The organism is Micromonospora sp. R77 (assembly GCF_022747945.1).
In the GTDB taxonomy this organism is placed as follows: domain Bacteria; phylum Actinomycetota; class Actinomycetes; order Mycobacteriales; family Micromonosporaceae; genus Micromonospora.
Map to the genome: position 1 here is coordinate 31,849 of NZ_JALDST010000001.1, position 20,266 is coordinate 52,114.

Annotated in this window: 16 protein-coding genes and 1 pseudogene; 4 read left to right on the plus strand and 13 right to left on the minus strand. The window is 74.1% G+C overall.

Annotated elements, in window-relative coordinates; all coding sequences use genetic code 11:
* Positions 1 to 2: 2 nt before the first annotated feature.
* Positions 3 to 2,120, minus strand: coding sequence for a glycogen debranching protein GlgX (glgX, locus tag MRQ36_RS00150; protein ID WP_242791259.1), 2,118 nt, complete (start codon positions 2,118 to 2,120; stop codon positions 3 to 5).
* A 316-nt stretch (positions 2,121 to 2,436) separates the two neighbouring features.
* On the opposite strand from glgX, the gene MRQ36_RS00155 reads away from it, so the two are divergent.
* Complete coding sequence (locus MRQ36_RS00155; protein WP_242800764.1) at positions 2,437 to 3,840, plus strand: glycosyltransferase family 4 protein; 1,404 nt, start codon at positions 2,437 to 2,439, stop codon at positions 3,838 to 3,840.
* 75 nt (positions 3,841 to 3,915) lie between these two features.
* On the opposite strand, the gene MRQ36_RS00160 is transcribed toward MRQ36_RS00155, so the two are convergent.
* The 9 genes and pseudogenes from MRQ36_RS00160 to MRQ36_RS00200 form a co-directional block, all read right to left on the minus strand.
* Positions 3,916 to 5,199: a citrate synthase gene (locus MRQ36_RS00160; protein WP_242791267.1), complete on the minus strand. Its 1,284-nt coding sequence runs from the start codon at positions 5,197 to 5,199 to the stop codon at positions 3,916 to 3,918.
* Between the two features lie 243 nt (positions 5,200 to 5,442).
* Positions 5,443 to 7,458, minus strand: coding sequence for a sulfatase-like hydrolase/transferase (locus tag MRQ36_RS00165; RefSeq protein ID WP_242800766.1), 2,016 nt, complete (start codon positions 7,456 to 7,458; stop codon positions 5,443 to 5,445).
* 22 nt (positions 7,459 to 7,480) lie between these two features.
* Complete coding sequence (locus MRQ36_RS00170; protein ID WP_242791269.1) at positions 7,481 to 8,884, minus strand: class I SAM-dependent methyltransferase; 1,404 nt, start codon at positions 8,882 to 8,884, stop codon at positions 7,481 to 7,483.
* A gap of 12 nt (positions 8,885 to 8,896) precedes the next feature.
* On the minus strand, positions 8,897 to 9,106 hold the full coding sequence (locus MRQ36_RS00175) for a hypothetical protein (protein ID WP_242801526.1): 210 nt from the start codon (positions 9,104 to 9,106) through the stop codon (positions 8,897 to 8,899).
* 281 nt (positions 9,107 to 9,387) lie between these two features.
* Entirely contained in the window at positions 9,388 to 10,608 is a 1,221-nt protein-coding gene (locus MRQ36_RS00180; protein ID WP_242791271.1) for a dolichyl-phosphate beta-glucosyltransferase, read from the minus strand.
* A gap of 11 nt (positions 10,609 to 10,619) precedes the next feature.
* A pseudogene (locus tag MRQ36_RS00185) lies at positions 10,620 to 12,849 on the minus strand (glycosyltransferase family 39 protein).
* Positions 12,850 to 12,894: 45 nt separating this feature from the next.
* Positions 12,895 to 14,397 carry a cell wall metabolism sensor histidine kinase WalK gene (locus tag MRQ36_RS00190; RefSeq protein WP_242791273.1) on the minus strand — a complete coding sequence of 501 codons (1,503 nt, stop codon included), beginning with the start codon at positions 14,395 to 14,397 and terminating at the stop codon, positions 12,895 to 12,897.
* A complete protein-coding gene (locus MRQ36_RS00195; RefSeq protein ID WP_242800769.1) occupies positions 14,375 to 15,115 on the minus strand; it encodes a response regulator transcription factor in 741 nt (246 codons plus the stop codon). Before MRQ36_RS00195 ends, MRQ36_RS00190 begins: the two co-directional genes overlap by 23 nt.
* A gap of 105 nt (positions 15,116 to 15,220) precedes the next feature.
* On the minus strand, positions 15,221 to 15,445 hold the full coding sequence (locus MRQ36_RS00200; protein ID WP_242791274.1) for a hypothetical protein: 225 nt from the start codon (positions 15,443 to 15,445) through the stop codon (positions 15,221 to 15,223).
* A gap of 176 nt (positions 15,446 to 15,621) precedes the next feature.
* On the opposite strand from MRQ36_RS00200, the gene MRQ36_RS00205 reads away from it, so the two are divergent.
* Entirely contained in the window at positions 15,622 to 16,569 is a 948-nt protein-coding gene (locus MRQ36_RS00205) for a serine/threonine-protein kinase (protein ID WP_242791275.1), read from the plus strand.
* Positions 16,570 to 16,638: 69 nt separating this feature from the next.
* Positions 16,639 to 17,064 (plus strand): OsmC family protein, encoded by a 426-nt coding sequence (locus tag MRQ36_RS00210; protein ID WP_242791276.1) that lies wholly within the window; start codon positions 16,639 to 16,641, stop codon positions 17,062 to 17,064.
* On the opposite strand, the gene MRQ36_RS00215 is transcribed toward MRQ36_RS00210, so the two are convergent.
* Entirely contained in the window at positions 17,065 to 18,009 is a 945-nt protein-coding gene (locus MRQ36_RS00215) for an endonuclease/exonuclease/phosphatase family protein (protein WP_242791282.1), read from the minus strand.
* A 320-nt stretch (positions 18,010 to 18,329) separates the two neighbouring features.
* On the opposite strand from MRQ36_RS00215, the gene MRQ36_RS00220 reads away from it, so the two are divergent.
* On the plus strand, positions 18,330 to 19,145 hold the full coding sequence (locus MRQ36_RS00220) for a hypothetical protein (protein ID WP_242791290.1): 816 nt from the start codon (positions 18,330 to 18,332) through the stop codon (positions 19,143 to 19,145).
* A gap of 7 nt (positions 19,146 to 19,152) precedes the next feature.
* On the opposite strand, the gene MRQ36_RS00225 is transcribed toward MRQ36_RS00220, so the two are convergent.
* Together MRQ36_RS00225 and MRQ36_RS00230 are read right to left on the minus strand one after the other, a co-directional pair.
* The gene (locus MRQ36_RS00225) at positions 19,153 to 19,680 is read right to left on the minus strand and encodes an ATPase (protein ID WP_242791292.1); all 528 of its coding nucleotides are present in this window, start codon (positions 19,678 to 19,680) and stop codon (positions 19,153 to 19,155) included.
* Between the two features lie 111 nt (positions 19,681 to 19,791).
* A complete protein-coding gene (locus tag MRQ36_RS00230) occupies positions 19,792 to 20,238 on the minus strand; it encodes a response regulator (protein WP_242791294.1) in 447 nt (148 codons plus the stop codon).
* Positions 20,239 to 20,266 lie beyond the last annotated feature (28 nt).

Consider the following 20,266-nt stretch of genomic DNA (forward strand, 5'->3'; position numbering starts at 1 on the left):
GGTCAGGCCGTCCTCTCCAGGACCAGCAGGGAACGGTCGGGGACGCAGACGGTGCCGCCCGCCTCGACGACCGTGGTCTTCTCCGGATCCGGTTCCGCGGTGCTGATCACCAGTTCCCACCGCTGACCGAACTCGGCCGGCGGCAGGGTGAAGTCCAGCGCCGCGTCGTGGGCGTTGAAGAGCAGCAGGAAGGAGCTGTCCCGGTGGCGTTGGCCGTACTGGCCGCGCTCCCGGATGCCGTCGCCGTTGACGAACAAAGCCACCGAGCGGCCGAAGTCGTTGCCCCAGTCCTCGCCGGTCATCTCCCGGCCGGCGGGGGTGTACCAGGCCAGGTCGGGCAGCTCGGAGCCGGCGGTCCGGCCGCCCACCGGCAGGCCGGTGAAGAACCGGCGGCGACGGAACACCTGGTGCCGGGTGCGGAACTCGGTGACCCGCCGGACGAAGTCGAGCAGGTCGTCGTCGGCGGACTCCCAGTCGACCCAGGCCAGCTCGCTGTCCTGGCAGTAGGCGTTGTTGTTGCCGTGCTGGGTGCGGCCCAGCTCGTCGCCGTGGCCGATCATCGGCACGCCCTGAGAGAGGATCAGGGTGGCCAGGAAGTTGCGCCGCTGCCGGGCCCGCAGGGCGAGCACCCCGGCGTCGTCGGTCTCCCCCTCGACGCCGCAGTTCCAGGAGCGGTTGTGGCCCTCGCCGTCCCTATTCTCCTCGCCGTTGGCCTCGTTGTGCTTGTCGTTGTACGACACCAGGTCGTTGAGGGTGAACCCGTCGTGGCAGGTGACGAAGTTGATGCTGTGGAACGGGCGGCGGCCGTCGTCCTGGTAGAGGTCGGCGGAGCCGGAGATCCGGGAGGCGAACTCGGCGAGGGTGTTCGGCTCGCCGCGCCAGAAGTCGCGGACGGTGTCGCGGTATTTTCCGTTCCACTCGGTCCACTGCGGCGGAAAGTTGCCGACCTGGTAGCCGCCGGGGCCGACGTCCCACGGCTCGGCGATCAGCTTGACCTGGCTGACCACCGGGTCCTGCTGGACCACCTCGAAGAAGGTGGAGAGGCGGTCGACCTCGTAGAACTCGCGGGCCAGGGTGGCGGCGAGGTCGAAGCGGAAGCCGTCGACGTGCATCTCGGTGACCCAGTAGCGCAGCGAGTCCATGATCAGCTGGAGGGAGTGCGGGCTGCGCACGTTGAGGCTGTTGCCGGTGCCGGTGTAGTCGACGAAGTAGCGCCGGTCGGACTCGGACAGGCGGTAGTAGCTGGGGCAGTCGACGCCCTTGAAGCTGAGCGTCGGGCCGAGGTGGTTGCCCTCGGCGGTGTGGTTGTAGACCACGTCGAGGATCACCTCGATGCCGGCGGCGTGCAGCGCTCGGACCATGCCCCGGAACTCCTGCACCTGCTGGCCGAGCCGGCCCAGCGCCGAGTAGCCGTGGTGCGGGGCGAAGAAGCCGATGGTGTTGTAGCCCCAGTAGTTGCGCAGGCCCAGGTCGGCCAGGCGGTGGTCGTGCACGAACTCGTGCACCGGCATCAGCTCGACGGCGGTCACCCCGAGCCGCTTGAAATAGTCGATCATGACCGGGGAGGCGATCGCCGCGTACGTGCCGCGCAGTTCCTCGGGGATGTCCGGGTGACGCATGGTCAGCCCGCGTACGTGCGCCTCGTAGATCACGGAGTGGTGGTAGGGGGTGCGCGGCGGCTTGTCGTTGGCCCAGTCGAAGTAGGGGTTGACCACCACCGACTTGGGCATGAACGGCGCCGAGTCGGTCTCGTTCATCCGGTCCGGCTCACCGAGCACGTAGTCGTAGACCGCCGGGTCCCAGGAGACCTCCCCGTCGACCGCCTTCGCGTACGGGTCGAGCAGCAGCTTGTGCGGGTTGCAGCGCACCCCGTTCGCCGGGTCGTACGGGCCGTGCACGCGGTAGCCGTAGCGCTGGCCGGGTTCGATCCCGGGCAGGTACGCGTGCCAGACGTAGGCGTCGACCTCACGCAGCTCGACCCGGCGTTCGGTGCCGACGTCCCACTCGTCGAAGAGGCAGAGCTCGACCCGCTCGGCCACCTCGGAGAAGATGGCGAAGTTGGTCCCCATCCCGTCGTAGGTGGCGCCCAGGGGATACCGCTCGCCCGGCCAGACCTGCATGTCGCTCCTTCGGCCCATGATCATGAACGCACCGGTGGGCGTCCCGCCGGTGCGCACGCCGCTAATGCCCAGCGTCCCGCGCGCCCAATCCACCCGTTCGGACCGTAACCGAAATCCACCCACCTGAGGCGGGGTGGACCTTTGGGTGTCGTCCGTCACGATCGCGCCTCTCGAGATGCGGTGCGGCGCGGAATGCCCTTTGCTGGTGCTCGGACGCGCGCGCACGCGTCGTCCGTCCGGCCCTCGGCCACCCCCACCACGCTCCCCCGCCGCCAGTGTCGTCGGCGCGCCCCTGCATGTATGGATGGAGATTGATGTGACGACCCTGCGGGTCGGCGAGCAGACCGCCACCGCCGTGGACCGGACCCACCGGCCCACCCTCACCTCCCGGCCCCAGCTCCCCCCGCCCGGCGGCGGCGGCGTCCCGCCCCGGACCCGGCGCATCCTGATGCTCTCCTGGGAGTACCCGCCGGTGCTCGTCGGTGGCCTCGGCCGGCACGTGCACGCGCTCTCCGTCGCGCTGGCCGCCGCCGGGCACGAGGTCACCGTCGTCACCCGCCACACCGAGGGCGCCCCGCTGGAGGAGTACGCCGACGGCGTGCGGATCGTCCGCGCCGCCGAGGACCCGGTCACCTTCCCGCTCGCCACGAACTCCCTGCTCGCCTGGACGATGGCGTTCAACCACACGCTCACCCGGGCCGCCCTGCGCGCCGCCGAGTCCGGCTCGTACGACGTGATCCACGCCCACGACTGGCTGGTCGCGCACACCGCGATGACCCTGCGCGAACACCTGGACGTGCCGCTGGTCAGCACCATCCACGCCACCGAGGCGGGCCGGCACCAGGGCTGGCTGCCGGAGGAGATGAACCGCACCATCCACGGCGTCGAGCAGTGGCTCGCCGCCGAGTCCGGCCGGGTGATCGTCTGCTCCGGCTACATGCGCGACGAGGTGGGCGCGCTCTTCGGGGTTCCGGGCGCCCGCGTCGACGTGGTGCCCAACGGGGTGGAGCCGCACCGCTGGAAGGTGTCGGCGTCGGCGGTGGCCGCCGCCCGGACCCGGTACGCCGGGGACGGCCCCCTGGTCACCTTCGCCGGCCGGCTGGTCTACGAGAAGGGCGTGCAGCACCTGCTCGCCGGGCTGCCCCGGCTGCGCGACCGGCACCCGGGCCTGCGCGCGGTGATCGTCGGCGACGGCCCGTACAAGGCGGCGCTGGAGGCCGAGGTGCACCGGCTCGGGCTGGGCGGCACGGTCAGCATGCCCGGCTTCCTCGGCGGCACCGACCTGCCCGCCGTGATGGCCGCCTCGGACTGCTTCGCGGTGCCGAGCATCTACGAGCCGTTCGGCATGGTGGCCCTGGAGGGCGCCGCCGCCGGGGCGCCCCTGGCGGTGGCCCGCACCGGCGGGCTGGCCGAGATCGTCGAGACCGGGGTCACCGGGATGACCTTCGCCCCGCAGGACCCGGACGGGCTGAGCGAGGCGGTGCACGCGCTGCTGTCCGACCGGGAGCGGGCCCGCACCCTGGCCCGCCGCGCCCGGCGGATGGTGCACGAGCAGTACGGCTGGTCCGCCATCGCGGCCCGCACCGCCGCCGCGTACGCCGCCGCCATCGCGGGCGACGCCCGGTTCACCGCCGAGCGCACCGAACAGCGGATGGCGCTCGGCCGTACCCTGCCCGCCCTCCCCGACGGCAACCTTCTCGCCGCCGCCGGCCTCCGCTGACCCCGCGCGGGGCGCGTACGCGAAAAGGCCGCCGACCCCTCGCGGGGTCGGCGGCCTTCGTCGTGGGTGCGGGGCTCAGCGCTCCGCGGCCGGCGGGTAGTCCCGCGCGGGGTAGCCGGTGTAGATCTGCCGGGGGCGGCCGATCTTGGTCTCCGGGTCGTTGATCATCTCGCGCCACTGGGCGATCCAGCCGGGGAGCCGGCCGAGCGCGAAGAGCACCGTGAACATCTTGGTGGGGAAGCCCATCGCCTTGTAGATCAGGCCGGTGTAGAAGTCCACGTTCGGGTAGAGCCGGCGGGAGACGAAGAAGTCGTCGGCGAGGGCGATCTCCTCCAGCTCCATGGCGATGTCCAGCAGCGGGTCCGGCTTGGCCATCCGGCCGAGCACGTCCTGAGCGGCCTTCTTCACGATGGCGGCGCGCGGGTCGTAGTTCTTGTAGACCCGGTGGCCGAAGCCCATCAGCTTGACGCCGTCCTGCTTGTCCTTGACCTTCTGCACGAAGGACCGGACGTCGCCGCCGTCTTCCTTGATCTTCTGGAGCATCTCCAGCACGGCCTGGTTGGCGCCGCCGTGCAGCGGGCCGAAGAGCGCGTTCACGCCGGCCGAGACCGAGGCGAAGAGGTTGGCGTTGCTGGAGCCGACCAGCCGCACGGTCGAGGTGGAGCAGTTCTGCTCGTGGTCGGCGTGCAGGACGAAGAGCATGTCCAGCACCTTCGACATCACCGGGTCGACCTCGTACTCCTCGGCCGGTACGCCGAAGGTCATCCGCAGCAGGTTGTCGACGTAGCCGAGCGAGTTGTCCGGGTAGAGCAGCGGCTGGCCGATCGACTTCTTGTACGCGTACGAGGCGATGGTGGGGACCTTCGCCATCAGCCGGATCGTGGACATCTCCACGTGCTCGGCGTCGAACGGGTCCAGGCTGTCCTGGTAGAAGGTGGAGATGGCGCTGACCGCCGAGGAGAGCACGGCCATCGGGTGCGCGTCGCGCGGGAAGCCGTCGAAGAACCGACGCATCTCCTCGTGCAGCAGCGAGTGCCGCCGGATCCGGTCGCTGAACTCGGTCAACTGGGTCGGAGTCGGCAGCTCACCGTAGATGAGCAGGTAGGAGACCTCCAGGAAGGAGGACTTCTCGGCCAGCTGCTCGATCGGGTAGCCCCGGTAGCGCAGAATGCCGGCGTCGCCGTCGATGTAGGTGATCGCGGACGAACAGGCGGCGGTGTTGACGAAACCGGGGTCGTAGGTGGTCATCCCGGTTTCCTTGAGCAGCTTGCTGACGCCGATGCCGGCGGGTCCCTCGACCGCGGGCTGCACCGGCATCGACAGCTGCCCACCGGGGTGGTCGAGCTTGACTTCCGTCATGTGTTCCCTCGCTTCGCCGGCAAGATCTTCGCTGAATTGCCTTCGCTTTTACCGTAAACACGGTCGTGGGGACACCGCTCGCCGTGGTTCTGCGGTGAGGTATGCGTCACCCGTTTCCCGACGAGTCGGCGCGGAAACCCGGCCGGGCGGGTCCGGGCCGCCGACGGGTGCCCCGCCGGACGACGCTGGGAGCGCGCCCAGGAAATGCCTGGTGGAGGGCCTGGTGGTGGCGTGGGCGGCGGCTCAGGAGAGGGTGAGGCGGCGCAGGGTGCCGTCGGCGGCCACCCGGAAGAGGTCGAGCCGGTTCGGTCCGGCGGCGAAGAGCCGGTCGTCGGGGAGGAACGCGGCGAACCGGCGTCCGCCGGAGTCGGCGGGGACGACCGGGACGACCGCCCCGATGGTGCCGTTGACCGCGACGGCGAGCTTCGTGCCGTCCGGCACCGAGGCGGGGACGGTGCCCCAGACCAGCGCCGGCAGTTCGCCGTGCGCGGGGTCGACCGCGCGGAACGCGTCGAGGTTCGCCACCCGGGCGGTCCCGCCGACCGGCCGCTCCCCCGGCCGGGTGCCGACCAGCGGGTCCGGTGCCGGGGGCGGGAGCGGGGCGGGCACGCCGCCGGTGATGGTGGTCGGCTGGCCGGGACGGTCGTAGAAGAGCTTGTCGCCGCCGGGGCGGGGGGCCTGCCGGGCGGAGCGGCCGTCCATCCGCCACGGGATCCGGACGTGCGTCTCGTCGGCGATGGTGGGCAGCAGGTCCACGTGCTGCCAGTTGCGGTCGTCGACCCGGCCGGCGCGCTGGCCGGGCTCCTTGACGAACATCGGCACCCAGGCGACCTGGCCGGCGGCGTGCACGATCGCGTCCATCCCCCGCCCCTGCCAGTCCCGGGTGAAGCTCACCCCGTGGTCGGCGGTGACCAGGACCAGCGCCTTGTCGTACAGGCCGGTGGCGCGCAGGGTGCGCAGCGTCTCGCCGATCAGCCGGTCGGTGTAGCCGAGCTGGGCGAGGTGCCGCTGCCGGGCCAGCTCCACCCAGCCGGCGCCGTCGTTGGGCAGGTCCTCCGGGGCGGCGTAGTGCGCCCCGGACGGCAGCCAGACCCACGGCGAGTGCGGCATGAGCAGGTGCAGGAAGTGCAGGGTCGGGCGGGCCGACGGGCGCAGCCCGGCCAGGAACTCGGTGAACCGGGCCGGCTGGTTGTCGTCGAGGGTGTCCCAGCGGAACTTCGGGTCGACGGGCACCGGCTCGGCGGCGTCCAGGCCCGCCTCGGCGCGGCTCAGCTCGCGGTAGGAGTCCTCCGGGTCGACCCGGCTGTCGACCGGCGCGGTGACCTGCCGCAGGAGCCGGCCGCTCTCCCGGACCAGCACGCCGAGCCCCTGCTCGGGGCTGGCCGGCTGCTCGCAGCGGCTGGGCGGGCAGAGCCGGGTGATGCTCTCCTGGGCGCGGACGTCGTAGAGGCCGCCGAGGGCGGTGAAGAGGTTGTCCGGGTACTGCGAGTAGTGCGGGGCGACAGGTCGGGCCGGGTAGCGGCCGGTCAGCATGGCCGGCAGCGCGTAGGGCGTCCAGCCGCTGACGCCGGTGGCGTTGCGGTACCAGGTCGACCCGGCCGCCAGCTCGGCGAAGTGCGGATAGCGGGCGGAGTCGATCTTCCCGTCCGGGCCGAGCAACGAGACCAGCGGCAGCTCGTCGAGGACGATCATGACGACCGGTGGGTGGCTGCCCGGGCCGGCCACCCCCGCCGCGCCGGAGTGCGCGCGGGGCAGCACCACCGCCGAGGCCGGTGAGGCGAAGAGGAAGAGCCCGACGAAGACCGGCGGCCCGATCGCCGCGGCCCGCAGCACCCGGCCGGGCACCCGCCAGCGCCGGTGGGCGGCCGCGCCGGCCGCGCCGGCCACCCCCGCAACCAGCAGCAGGGGTACGCCCCGCAGCGGCGTGAGGTGCCGCCCCACCTGCACGGCGAGCGCGCCGAGCAGCAGCCCGACGAGCAGCGTGTGCACGGCCGCGCGGGCGGTCCGACCGGCCATCCGGCTCACCACCCCGACCAGCGCGACCGCCACCGTCGGCACCACGGCGATGAGCGCCACCAGCAGCAGGATGTCGGCCGGGGCGGCCCGGTGGAACAGGAAGAAGTCCGGGCTGCGCCCGAGCACGTCGAGCAGGGGCTGGGTGACCACCAGCCCGACCAGGGCGGCCACCTCCAGCAGCCGGCCCGCCTCCGCCCGCCACCGCCGGCCGGGCCGCGCCGGCTCGGCCGCGACCGGCCGCAGCCCGGGTGGGGCGAGGGTGTCCTCAGCCACCCACGACCGCCTGGTAGAGCGTCCGGGTGCCGGAGGGCAGCTCCCAGCGACGCTCGACCCGGCAGCGCGCGGCGAGCAGCCGTTCGAACTCCTCCCGGCGGTAGTCGGGGAAGAGGCCGTCCGGCTTGTTGGCCAGCAGCCGGCGGGCCATCGGGTCCTCCGGGTGCACGAACTCCACCACCAGCCGGCCACCGGGCACACCGAACCCGACGAACTGGTCCACCACCTCGGCCAGCGGCACGTTCCGGCCGATCGCGAGGTGGTGCGCCACGGCCAGGGCGAGCACCACGTCCGCCCGGGTACGCGCGGCGAAGCCGGCCCGCTCGACGCCGCGCCAGCCACCGCCGGGCGACGGGTCGGCGAGGTCCATCACCAGCGGCAGGATGCGCCGCTCCCCCTCGGCGTGCAGCGCCCGCCAGAGCGCGTCGACCACGGCGGGATCCTGCTCGACGGCGACCACGTAGCCGGCGTGCCGGGCGGCGATGCGCGCGTACCGGCCGTCGTTGGCGCCCAGGTCGACCGCGAGCGCGGGTGAGCCGGCGGCGGCCACCGCCCGGTCGACGAAGCGCTCCTTGGCCAGCCGGTCCGCCGCCGAGTAGGCGCAGGTGCGCTGGTAGTCCGCCCAGTGGCTCTCCCCCGGCCGCCGGTCCAGCCGGCGGACCAGCTTCTCCAGCCCGCGTACGGTCGCCGCCGCCAGCTCCCGGGAGTAGCCGGCGGCCCGCAGCTGGGCCCGGACGTCGGCGGTGCTGGCCCGGGCGTTGCGCTGCTGCATCGCGCCGTGCAGGTGCACGTGGGTGAGCACGCCGGGCAGCAGCCGGCGGCTGCCGCGGAAGAGCGGGCGCAGCTGTTCCGGGTCGATGCCGTCGACCCGGGCCCGTAGCCACGGCTGGAAGTCCACCCCGAGGTGGGCCTGGAGCAGCAGCGGGCAGAGCAGGGTCTGGCAGAACTGCCGGTAGCCGGCCCAGGGTTCGCCGTCGCGCAGCGGCGTGAACGAGCCGACGTCGATGAAGACGGGGTACGCGCCGCGCCACTGGAGGTTGTAGGCCGAGCCGTCCTTGGTGGTGAAGCCGGCCGCGACGGCCTCCCGCAGGATCTCCAGGTGCAGCAGGGCGGCCTCGCGCAGCATCCCGGACGACCACTCGTACGGGTGCGAGACGAACGGGATGCGCTCGTGCCGGAGCACCGCGGACCAGGGCGGGGTCGCGGCGACCTCCTCGGTGCCGCAGACCCGGCCGTCGGCGAGCAGGGCGCGGAAGAAGTCGCTGGCCGCCAGGGCCCGCCAGTCCGCGGCCGACCGCTCGTCGAGGCCGCGCAGCACCTCGGTGCCGCGGTGGAAGACCCGGTTGCCCGGGTCGCGGAAGGAGCCCGGTTCCACCCGGGTGTCGGTGGCGGTCATCGCCGGGCCCGGTCAGATGTCGGCGGACTGGCGCCGGGGCACGCCGTCCGGGTCGGCCGGCAGCGGGTCGGCCGGGGCCGGGTCGGTCGGCCGGGGGCGGAACCGGCCGACCAGCCGGCGCCAGTAGAGCTTGGCCGCGACCGCCACACCCGCCACGCCGCCGACCACTGCCTGCACGATCAGGCTGCCGGAACCCGCGTCCAGGTAGGCCAGGTGCATCATCGACCGTTTCCTTCCCTCGCCGTCGTGGCACCGACCGGGTACGCCGATAAGCGGCTTTTGACCCGTATAGCCGGAGTTGTCCTCGACACTAGCCCGGACGAGCCGGGCGTGCGGGGCACACGGACCACTCCACCGCCGTCCGTTTCGTTCGAGACGGCCGGCCGGGACCGGTCCTGGCGTGGCCGCATGGCACCTCGCTTCGACTTCATCGGCCTCGTCGTCACCGACATGGCCCGCAGTCTCGACTTCTACCGGCGGCTCGCCACCCCGACCTCCCGACGTCAGGTCCGCCCGTGGTGCATGGCGAGGCGGAGCAGGACGAACCGCGACACGGTGGCCACCAGGTTCGCGGCGACCAGCACGGTCAGCTCCAGCGGGCGGGACGGCGTCGTGCCGGCGTGCAGGACGGCGAGCGAGCCGCTGGTGAGCGCCAGGCCCAGCGCCAGGGCGAGCAGGCCCTGCAGGTGATGCCGGCCGGCGTGCCGGCGGCCGGTGACGCCGAAGGTGAGCCGCCGGTTCGCGGCGGTGTTCGCCACCGCCGTCACCAGCAGGGCCAGCAGGTTCGCCGCCTGGGCCCCGAGCACGCCCCGGGTCGCCACGAACAGCGCCAGGTAGGCCAGCGTGCTGGCCACCCCGACGGCGGCGAACCGGACCAGTTGTCGGGGCAGCCCCACCGGCACCCGGGCCGGGGGCGGCGTGAGCGGGGCCCGGCCCAGCTGCGCCCGCAGCTCGGCCAGCGGCAGCGCGCCCGTCACCAGCGCCCGGGCCAGCCGGCCGATGCCGCGCAGGTCGGCCAGGGCGGTGGCCACGATGTCGACCCGGCTGTCCGGGTCGTCCACCCAGTCCACCGGCACCTCGTGGATGCGCAGCCCGGCCCGCTGCGCCAGCACCAGCAGCTCGGTGTCGAAGAACCAGCCGGTGTCCCGGACCAGCGGCAGCAGGCGGGCGGCCACGTCGGCCCGGATCGCCTTGAAGCCGCACTGCGCGTCGGAGAACCGCACCGCCAGGGTGCCCCGCAGCAGCAGGTTGTAGCCGCGCGAGATGACCTCCCGCTTGGCGCCCCGGACCACCCGGGAGGTGCGCGCCAGCCGGGTGCCGATGGCCAGGTCGGAGTGGCCGGAGATGAGCGGCGCGACCAGCGGCAGCAGGGCCGCCAGGTCGGTGGAGAGGTCGACGTCCAGATAGGCCAGCACCGGGGCCGGCGACGCCGACCAGGCCGCCCGCAGGGCGCGTCCGCGCCCCTTGGCGGGCAGGTGCAGCACCGCCACGTCCGGCAGCTCCGCGGCGAGCGTACGGGCCACCGCGAGGGTGCCGTCGACGCTGGCGTTGTCCGCGACGGTGATCCGGAACGGGTACGGGAAGTGTGCGGTCAGGTGCGCGTGCAGCCGGCGTACGCAGGGGCCGAGGTCCCGCTCCTCGTTGTGGACCGGCACCACCACGTCGAGCACGGCGGCCGGCGTCGTCGGCCGGGCCCGGACGGCGGACCGAGGGGACGTGCTCATCGCGCTCCCCCTCACTGTCCGCTGGTCAGGTCATAGACGGTGACCCCGTCGACGGTCTTCGCGGCGTAGTGCCCGGCGACCCAGGCGGCGATCTCCCGGGAGGCGCTGCTGCCGCCGTCGGCCCGGAACCCGGCGCCACCGAGGAAGTAGTGGATCTTCCCCTCGGCGACGTACCGCTGGAACCGGGCGAGGGTCGGTGACGGGTCGCTGCCGTTGAAGCCGCCGATCGCCATCACCGGCCGCCCGGTGGCGAGCTGGTAGCCGGCGGCGTTGTTCGACCCGATCGTCGCCGCCACCCAGGTGTACGCGTCGGCGTCCGCCGTCAGCAGCGCCGTCATCTCGGCGCTCGGCTCGCGGGCGTCCAGCAGACCGCCCGGGCCGCCGCTCCGGGTGCCGCGGCCGTCCGGGAAGCCCGGGAACTGCCCGGTCTGCCCGCCGGTGCTGCCCGGCACGCCCGGCAGGCCCGGCGGCAGCTGCCCGTTCTGCCCGCCGCCGGGGAAACCGGGAACCTGACCGGTGCCGTCGTTCTGGCGCGTGCCGCCGTCCTGACCCGTGCCGCCGGTCTGACCGGTGCCGCCCGGGAAGCCGGGGAACTCGCCGCCCGGGAACCGGCCGCCGGGGAAGCCGCCCCGGCCGGGACCGAAGGCGCCCTGGACGAACGGGCCGGCGGTGGGGATGGAGCCGGTGTGCGGGGTGGCGGCGGTCTGCACCGCGTAGCCCACCGGACCGGCCAGCGCGGCGGCCACGCCGAGCGCCAGCACCAGCGCGACGGCCCGGCGGGGCAAACGGTCGACCAGTACGACCAGCACCGCGGCGGCGAGCCCGGCCACGATCACCGCGATCCGCAGCCACGGCTGCCAGTCGGCGCTGCGGGTGAGCAGTCGCCACGACCACCAGGCGGTGAGCACGAGGGTGAGGGCGAGCACGGCGGTGGCGGCCGGGGCGCGCCACCGGGCGGCGGCCGGCGGGACGGGCTCCACCGGTCCGGCCGCGGCGGTCCGCTCCTGCCAGAGCAGGGTGGCGCTCGATGCCCACCAGCGCGCCGACGGCCGGGGCGAGCGCCACCGTGTAGTACGCGTGGAAGATGCCGGACATGAAGCTGAAGACCAGCCCGGTGACCAGCAGCCAGCCGCCCCAGAGCAGCAGGCCGGCCCGCCGCCGGTCGGTCCGGGGCGCCCGACCGACCAGCACCAGGGCCGCCACCAGCAGGACCAGCGCGGCCGGCAGCAGCCAGGACACCTGCCCGCCGACCTCGGTGTCGAACATCCGCAGCCAGCCGGTCTGCCCGGAGAACGGACCGCCACCGCCCATCGGCCCACCACCGCCGACCCGGCCCTCCTCGTCGCCGGTGAGCCGGCCGAGACCGTTGTAGCCGAGGGTCAGCTCCAGGATGCTGTCGTGCTGCGACCCGCCGATCCAGGGGCGGGCGCCGGAGGGCACGAGTTCCACGATCGCCACCCACCAGCCGGCGGTGACCAGCAGCGCCAGCCCGGACAGCAGCAGCTGCCCCACGCGACGCCACCGCCCGGTCGGCGCGGCCAGCAGGTACACCCCGGCGAAGACCGGGATCACCAGGAACGCCTGGAGCATCTTGGTGAGGAAGCCGAGGCCGACCAGCACGCCGACCAGCGCGAGCCACCGGGTGCTCGCCGTCTCCACCGCGCGGACCGTGGCGTACGCGGCGGCGACGAGGAGCAGGACCAGCAGCGCGTCGGGGTTGTTGAACCGGAACATCAGCGCGGCGACCGGGGTGGTGGCGAGCACCGCGCCGGCGAGCAGACCGGCCACCGCACCGTGCCAGCGGCGGACGGTGGCGAACAGGACGCCGACCGAGGCGACGCCGAGCAGCGCCTGCGGCACCAGGATCGACCAGCTGCTCAGCCCGAAGATCCGCACCGACAGGGCCATCAGCCAGAGCGCGGCCGGCGTCTTGTCCACCGTGATGGAGTTCGCCGCGTCGGACGAGCCGTAGAAGAACGCCTGCCAGCTCTGGGCGCCGGCCTGCGCCGCCGCAGAGTAGAACGAGTTGGCCCAGCCGGACGCGCCCAGCCCCCACAGGTAGAGCAGCCCGGTGACCAGCAGCAGGGCCGCCAGGGCCGGCCGGGTCCACCGGGGATCGGCCGGTCGGTCACCCGGCCACCGGACGGGTTCGGGGCCGGTCACGGCGGGCGTGGGTGCCGACGGGGGTTCGGGGTCCGTCGGCGCCCCGGGCGCGGTCAGCAGGCGCTCTGTTCTGTCCATGCCGGGAAGCCTCCGGGAGCCCGCTGACCCGGTCCCGTGAGCGACCTATGCGTCGGCTGTGGAACCGGGCAGCCACACGGTGAAGGCGGTACGGCCGGGGCGGCTGGCCAGCTCCACCCGGCCGTGGTGGGCCTCCACCACGGCGGCCACGATGGCCAGGCCGAGGCCGGTGCTCCCGTGCTCCCGGGACCGGGAGCTGTCCCCGCGGGCGAACCGCTCGAAGACCTCCGCCTGCAGGTCGGGCGGCACACCGGGCCCGTCGTCGACGACGCTCAGCTCGACGCCACCGTCGACCGGGGCGAGTCGGGTGGTCACCGTGGTGCCGGGCGGGGTGTGCACCCGGGCGTTGCCGAGCAGGTTCGCGACCACCTGGTGCAGCCGGGGCGCGTCGCCGGTCACGCCCATCGGCTCGTCGGGCAGGTCGAGCTGCCAGTGGTGCTCCGGGCCGGCGACGTGCGCGTCGCTGACCGCGTCGACCACGAGCGCGGTCAGGTCCACCGGCTCGGCCACCAGGGGTCGGCCGGAGTCCAGCCGGGCCAGCAGCAGCAGGTCGTCGACGAGGCTGGTCATCCGGGTGCCCTCGGACTCCACCCGGCGCAGCGCGTGGGCCACGTCCGGGGGCACCCGGTCCCGCCCGCGCCGGGCCACCTCCGCATAGCCCCGGATGGCCGCCAGGGGCGTACGCAGCTCGTGGCTGGCGTCCGCGACGAACTGGCGTACCCGCGTCTCGCTGGCCTGCCGCGCGGCCAGCGCGGCGGCGACGTGGCCCAGCATCCGGTTCAGCGCGCCGCCCACCTGACCCACCTCGGTACGCGGGTCCGTGTCGGACGCCGGCACCCGCACCGACAGGGCCACCTCGCCCCGGTCCAGGGGCAGCTCGGCGACCCGGGCGGCGGTGGCGGCGACCCGGTTGAGCGGGCGGAGGGCGGCCCGGACGATGAGCGCGCCGAGGAGCCCGGCGATCACCAGGCCGGCGGTGACCACCCCGGCCTGGGCGAGGACCATCCACATGACGATCTCCTGCACCCGGCCGAGCGGGTAGGCGAACACCAGGACGTCGCCGTCGGACACCTGCCGCGCGACGGCCCGGTAGTCGCCGTGGTCGCCGAGGTCCACGGTGCGCGGCCGGCCGTCGGTGGGCAGCCGGGTCAGTGGGGTCACCTCGCCGGCCGGCAGCGACTCGGCGGTGCCGGCGGCGGTCCGGATCCGGCTGCAGGTGACCTGCCCGCCCACCACCTTGACCGCCACCGAACCGGACGGGAAGCCCGGTGGCGGTTCCGGCCCGCACGACTGAGGGGTGCGGGGGAACGACGCCGGATCGCGGAAGAACGGCGGCACGTCCTCGCGCCGGCGGTCACCCGCGGTGAGCTGGTTGTCGACCTGGGTGATCAGGAAGTGTCGCAGCGCGACCGTGGTCAGGCCGCCGACGCCGATGCTGACCAGGGCGAGCAGCGCCACCACGGAGACCACCAGCCGACGGCGCAGGGTCCAGCCGGCGAGCCGGGCCCGCAGCCGCCCGGCCAGGTCACTCGGCGGGCTTGAGGACATACCCCGCGCCGCGCAGCGTGTGGATCATCGGCTCCCGGCCGGCGTCGATCTTCTTCCGCAGGTACGAGATGTAGAGCTCCACGACGTTGGCCTGGCCGCCGAAGTCGTAGTTCCAGACCCGGTCGAGGATCTGCGCCTTGCTCAGCACCCGGCGCGGGTTGCGCATCAGATAGCGGAGCAGTTCGAACTCGGTGGCGGTGAGGGTGATCATGTCCGGCCCCCGGCGTACCTCGTGGCTGTCCTCGTCGAGGGTGAGGTCGCCGACGGTGAGCACGGCGTCCTCCCGGGCGGCCACGGCGAACCCGGAGCGGCGCAGCAGCGCGCGCAGCCGGGCGATCACCTCCTCCAGGCTGAACGGCTTGGTGACGTAGTCGTCGCCGCCGACGGTGAGCCCGGCGATCCGCTCCTCCACCGCGTCCCGCGCGGTCAGGAAGAGCACCGGCACCGTGGGGGTCTGCTCGCGCAGCCGGCGCAGCACCTGGAAGCCGTCGAGGTCGGGCAGCATCACGTCGAGCACCACCGCGTCCGGCTGGAACTGCCGGGCGGTGCTCAACGCCGCCATGCCGTTGCCGGCGCTGCGCACCTGCCAGCCCTCATAGCGCAGGGCCATCGACAGCAGGTCGGTCAGGGTCGGCTCGTCGTCCACCACCAGCACCCGGACCGGCTCGCCGTCCGGTCGGCGCAGCTCGATCCGGCCCTGCGCGGCCTGCCCCTCCATGACCATGTCCCCCATCGTGGGCGCGGTCGCTGTACCGGCCCTGTCCCGATCCTGTGTACCAGCTGTGCGGGCGGTGCACCCCGTACCCGAGCGCCGCCCGGCCGGTCACTCGGTGTCGCCGAACGGGTCGGTCCGGACGAAGCGCATGGTCCAGACGCCGTAGCCGTCGCGGCGGTCCCGTTCGTAGAGGTGGTCGGGCCCGCCGCCGGCCGGGGACGGCTGCCCGCCGGGGTGCCGCACGATCCAGCGTCGCGGGGGCTCGCCGTCCGGGTCGGCGGGCAGCTCCCGGACCAGTTCGTCGGCCGGTCCGCCGACGAACCGTACGCTCACCACACCCACCCTGCACCACCCTCCGCCATGGACTCGTCACGCCGCGTCAGCGTCGTCCCTGCTGGGCAAGCTACCGCGCGTGCGACGACGCTCCCGGCGGTTTGCCCAGCTCGGACGCCGGGTACCGCGTCCCGAAGTGCCGGTGTCACCGGCGGGACGAGGGCGAGGAGCGATCGATGAGGACGCTGGGCGGGCGGTACCGGCTCGAACAGCGCATCGGCATCGGCGGCATGTCCGAGGTGTGGCGCGCCCACGATCTCGTGCTGGACCGACCGGTGGCGGTCAAACTCATCTCCCCCGGCCTCGACCACGAGGCGGCGTCCGTGGAGCGGATCCGGGACGAGGCCCGCTCGGCCGCCCGGCTGGTGCACCCGAACGTGGCCAGCGTGCACGACTTCGGCACCGCCGCGTCGGTGCCCGGGCGCGAGCTGCCGTACATCGTGATGGAGTTGGCCGAGGGCGAGACGCTCGCCGTCCACCTGCGCGAGGGTCCGCTCGACTGGCGGATCGCGGTACGGGTCTGCGCCGAGGTGAGCGCCGCGCTGGCCGCCGCGCACGCGCACGGCATCGTGCACCGGGACGTGAAGCCGGCCAACGTGATGCTCACCCCGGCCGGGGTGAAGGTCCTCGACTTCGGCATCGCCACTCCGGCCGGCGCGCCGGACCGCACGCCGGACGGGATCGTGGTGGGCACCCCGGCCTATCTGGCACCGGAGCAGCTGGACCGGCAGCCGGCCACCCCGGCCGCGGACATGTACGCCCTCGGCGTGCTGCTCTACTACTGCCTGACCGGTCGGCTGCCGTACGCGGCCAGCAGCACCACCCAGTTGCTGGGGGAACGTCGGCGGCAGGCGCCGGAGCCGCTGCCGGAGATCGAGAGGCTGCCCGCCGAGGTGGCCGACCTGTGCCGGCGCTGCCTCGCCGACGACCCGTCGAGCCGACCGACCAGCCTGATGGCCGCCCTGGTGCTGGCCGAGGTGGTGGACGCCCGGGTGTACGTGCCGATGCTCGCGACCCCGCCGCGGCAGCGCAACGGGACGGTGTCCCGGTGGACCGAGCGGGCGGCGACCGAGGCGACCGAGGCGGTGGCGCTGGACGGGCCGCCGACCGCCTGGGGCGGCTGACGCGGCACCCCGGCGGTTTCACCCGGGCGGGGTCGGGAACCCGGGCCGGTGAGCGACGGGAGGAACGCGATGCCGGATCCGAGTTCCTGGCTGCATGAGGCCACCGCGACCGCGGCGGGCGGCCACGTACGCACCGACGACGGAGGGCTCTCCTCGGCGCTGGCGTCGCCGTTGGCGCCGCACTGCACCGGGCTGACCCCCGAACAGCTGCTGGCCGCCGCGTTCGCCTCGTGCCTGCACCACGCGGCGGTGGAGGCGGCCGGCGGGATCACCGACGAGGCGCACACGGTGCAGGTGACCGCGGAGGCGAAGCTGGGCCGCGACGACGACGGCCGCTACCGCGCCGACGTGCGCGCGCAGATCTCGTCGGCCGGGTTGAGCCGGCAGCAGCTGGCCGAGCTGGTGGAGCACGCGGACCGCCTCTGGCCCTTCTCCAGTGGGGACAACTCCCGCCACCGGCTGACCGTCACCCCGGCGGAGAACGGGCGGCACTGACTACCAGCGGAATCCGGCGGTGACCGCGCGGTGGTCACTGTCCGGCGTGTGCAGCACCCCGGCCGAGGTGGGGGTGAGCCCCCGGTAGAGGACGTGGTCCGGTCGGGTCACCGGCACCGGTGCCGGCCAGGTGAACCCGAAGCCCTGCCCGGCGTCGCTCTGGGCGTCGTGCAGCAGCCGGGCGAGCGGCGCGAAGACCCGGTCGGTGGGGGCGGTGTTGAGGTCGCCGAGCACCACCAGCCGGGGCGCGTGGTCGGCGCGCAGGGTGGCGGCCAGCGCGGCGACCGTCTCGTCCCGGGTGGCGGTGTCCCCGGCGCGGGCCGAGCCGAGGTGGACCACGTAGACCACCAGGTCACCGTCGGGGGCGGCGACGACGGCGCGCAGCGCCCGGGTCCAGCCGAGCCCGGTGTCGACGCCGGTGGAGCCGCGGATCGGCCAGCGACTCCAGAGGGCGACCGTGGAGACGGTCGCCCGGTGCGGGTAGCGCCCGCCGAGGGCGGCGTCGATCTGCCGGTCGTCGTCGACCTCCTGCAGAGCGATCAGGTCGGCCCCGGAGGCGGCGAGCGCGTCGACGGTCGCGCTCGGGTCGGGGTTGCCGGAGCGGAGGTTCTGGCTGGCCACCCGCACGGCGGCCGGCCCGGCGCCGGCGGCCGGGGGCAGCCACTCGCCGCCGTACAGGGCCAGCCAGACGACCGCCGGCACCAACACGGCCGCGAGCGCCGGCCGGGAGCGGCGCAGCAGCGCCACGAGGGCGAGCAGGGGTACGCCGAGACCGAGCAGCGGGGTGGCACTGTCCAGGAGACTGCCGAGGCCGTGCACGTTGGGGACCGCCCGGTGGCCGGCGAGCACCGCGGCGAGCAGGCCGGCGAGGAGGCCGACGACGAGTCCCCGTCGGCCTCGGTTCGGCTCGCCTGCCGGCGGTTCGTCGCTCACGTGCCCGGTCACCGTCCGCATCGTACCGAGCGGCGGTCGCCCGCCGGTCGCCGATCACCGGGCCGGGCCTTCGGGCCCACGGTGGAGCCGATGCCACCGATGAGGCCGATGCCCACCCGGGCCGAACGGCCGATGGCCGCCCGCCGACCGGGAAAGACGATCTTCGGGGGTCTTTGCACCACCAAGGGCGACTTGCCGGATATTTACGATGGAACCGGTGAGCCTGTTTCATAGTCATCTGGGCTGATTGTGCGGACGGATAGCGGCAAATTGTGACTCAAGGCACCAACTATCCCGATGGCAACGGCCGCGTGGCTCTCTAGCCTCGGCGGGTGCATCCCGACGACTCCCCCACGCAGCAGACGACCGAGGCGCGACCCGCTGACCGCTCCACCGACGTCGCATCAGCCGAACGGATGATCGGACGCCACCGGACCCCGCCGCCGCCCCGGCGACGGCCCCTCGCCTCCACCCCGGCCCGGGTCGCCGTGGCCACCGGCGTCAGCTGCTGTCTCGGCCTCGTCGCCGTCGTCGGCGCCCGGGACACCGGGCAACGGCACGAGCCCGTCCGGGAGGTCCTCGCGGACCGAGCCGCGGCCGACCAGCGCGCCTCCCGTGACTTCCAGCGCGGTGCCCCGCCCGTCACCCCGACCGCGGGTGTCCGCCCCACCGCCACCGCGACCCCGGCGCGCCGGCCCGTCACGCCGCAACGGCCCCGCCCGGTCGCCGGACTCGACCAGCGCCAGATGGACAACGCCAAGGTCATCGTGGACGTCGGACGGGACATGCGGATGCCGCGCCGCGCCCTGGTGGTGGCGCTCGCCACCGCCATGCAGGAGAGCGACCTGCACAACCTGGCCAGCGACGTGCTGCCCGAGTCGTACGACTATCCGCACCAGGGCAGCGGCGCCGACCACGACTCGCTCGGGCTGTTCCAGCAGCGCCCGAGCAGCGGCTGGGGCAGCGTGGCCCAGCTGATGCGCCCCGCGTACGCGGCCCGGGCGTTCTACGCGGCGCTGAAGGAGGTGCCCGACTGGCAGGAGCTCAGCGTCACCGACGCGGCCCAGGCCGTGCAGAGCTCCGCATTCCCCGGCGCGTACGCCAAGCACGAGAAGCGGGCCACCACGGTGGTCGACGTGCTGGTCTGAGCACGGTTCAGGCGGCGCTGCGCTCGCCCGGCGGCTCCTGCGTCGCGTCGGTCGCCGGACCCGCCGCCCGGGTCACCGGGACGCCGGCCGCGGCGGTGGGCGTGTCGGCCGGCACCGGGTCGACGGCCACGCCGGCCAGCAGGTCGTCCACCCGGGCCGCGCGCCGGTGCCGGGCCAGCAGCGCGGCCTCGAGGTCCCGGCGCGCCCGCACCGCCTCCGCGTACGCCCGCTCCCGGACCTGACGGGCCTCCTCGCGGGCGGCGTCGAGTTCGCCGCGGGCGCGGGCCAGCAGGTCGGCCGCCTCCCGCTCGACGGTCGCCGCACCCGCGCGCACCGCCACCACGTCACCGTCCACCGGCCCGGCCAGCAGGTCGCGCAGGACGGTCGCCTCCTGCCGGATCCCGTCCCACTCGCGGCCCACCCCGGCGGCGCTCTCCGCGCGCGCCGCGAGCCGACTCAACCGGACCGCCAGCTCGTCCAGGCAGGAATCGACCTGCCGCTGGTCGTAACCGGTCCCGACGACGGAGAACCTCATACTGTCGCCCCCCAGGCAGCTGCTGTTTCCTTCCCCCACCCGCCGATCCTGGACGGTGCCGGGCCCGGCCGGGGCGGTTGGCGGAAAATGTTCAGCATCCGCAGGTCGCGGTCAGCCCCGCTTGGGCAGCACCACCACCCGGCCGAAGAACTCGTCGATCCGGCGCACCACGTCGTTGAAGTCGTCCAGGTCGATCGGCTTCGTCACGTACGCGTTCGCCTGGAGGGTGTAGCTGCCGACGATGTCGGTGTCCGCGTTCGAGGTGGTCAGCACCACGATCGGGATGGTCCGCAGGTCCTCGTCCTGCTTCACCTCGCCGAGCACCTGCCGGCCGTCCATCCGCGGCATGTTCAGGTCGAGCAGGATCACGTCGGGGCGGTGCGCGTCGGTGTGCCGGCCCTCCCGGCGGAGGAACTCCATCGCCTCCTGGCCGTCGCTGACCACGTCGATGACCTTCTCGACGTCGGAGTCCGCGAGGGCCTCCTCGATCATCAGGACGTCACCGGGATCGTCGTCCACCACCAGGATGCGGACGGGGCTCGGGGTGCCTGGACCCATGGATCTACCTGCTTCGTCTAGAAGGCGG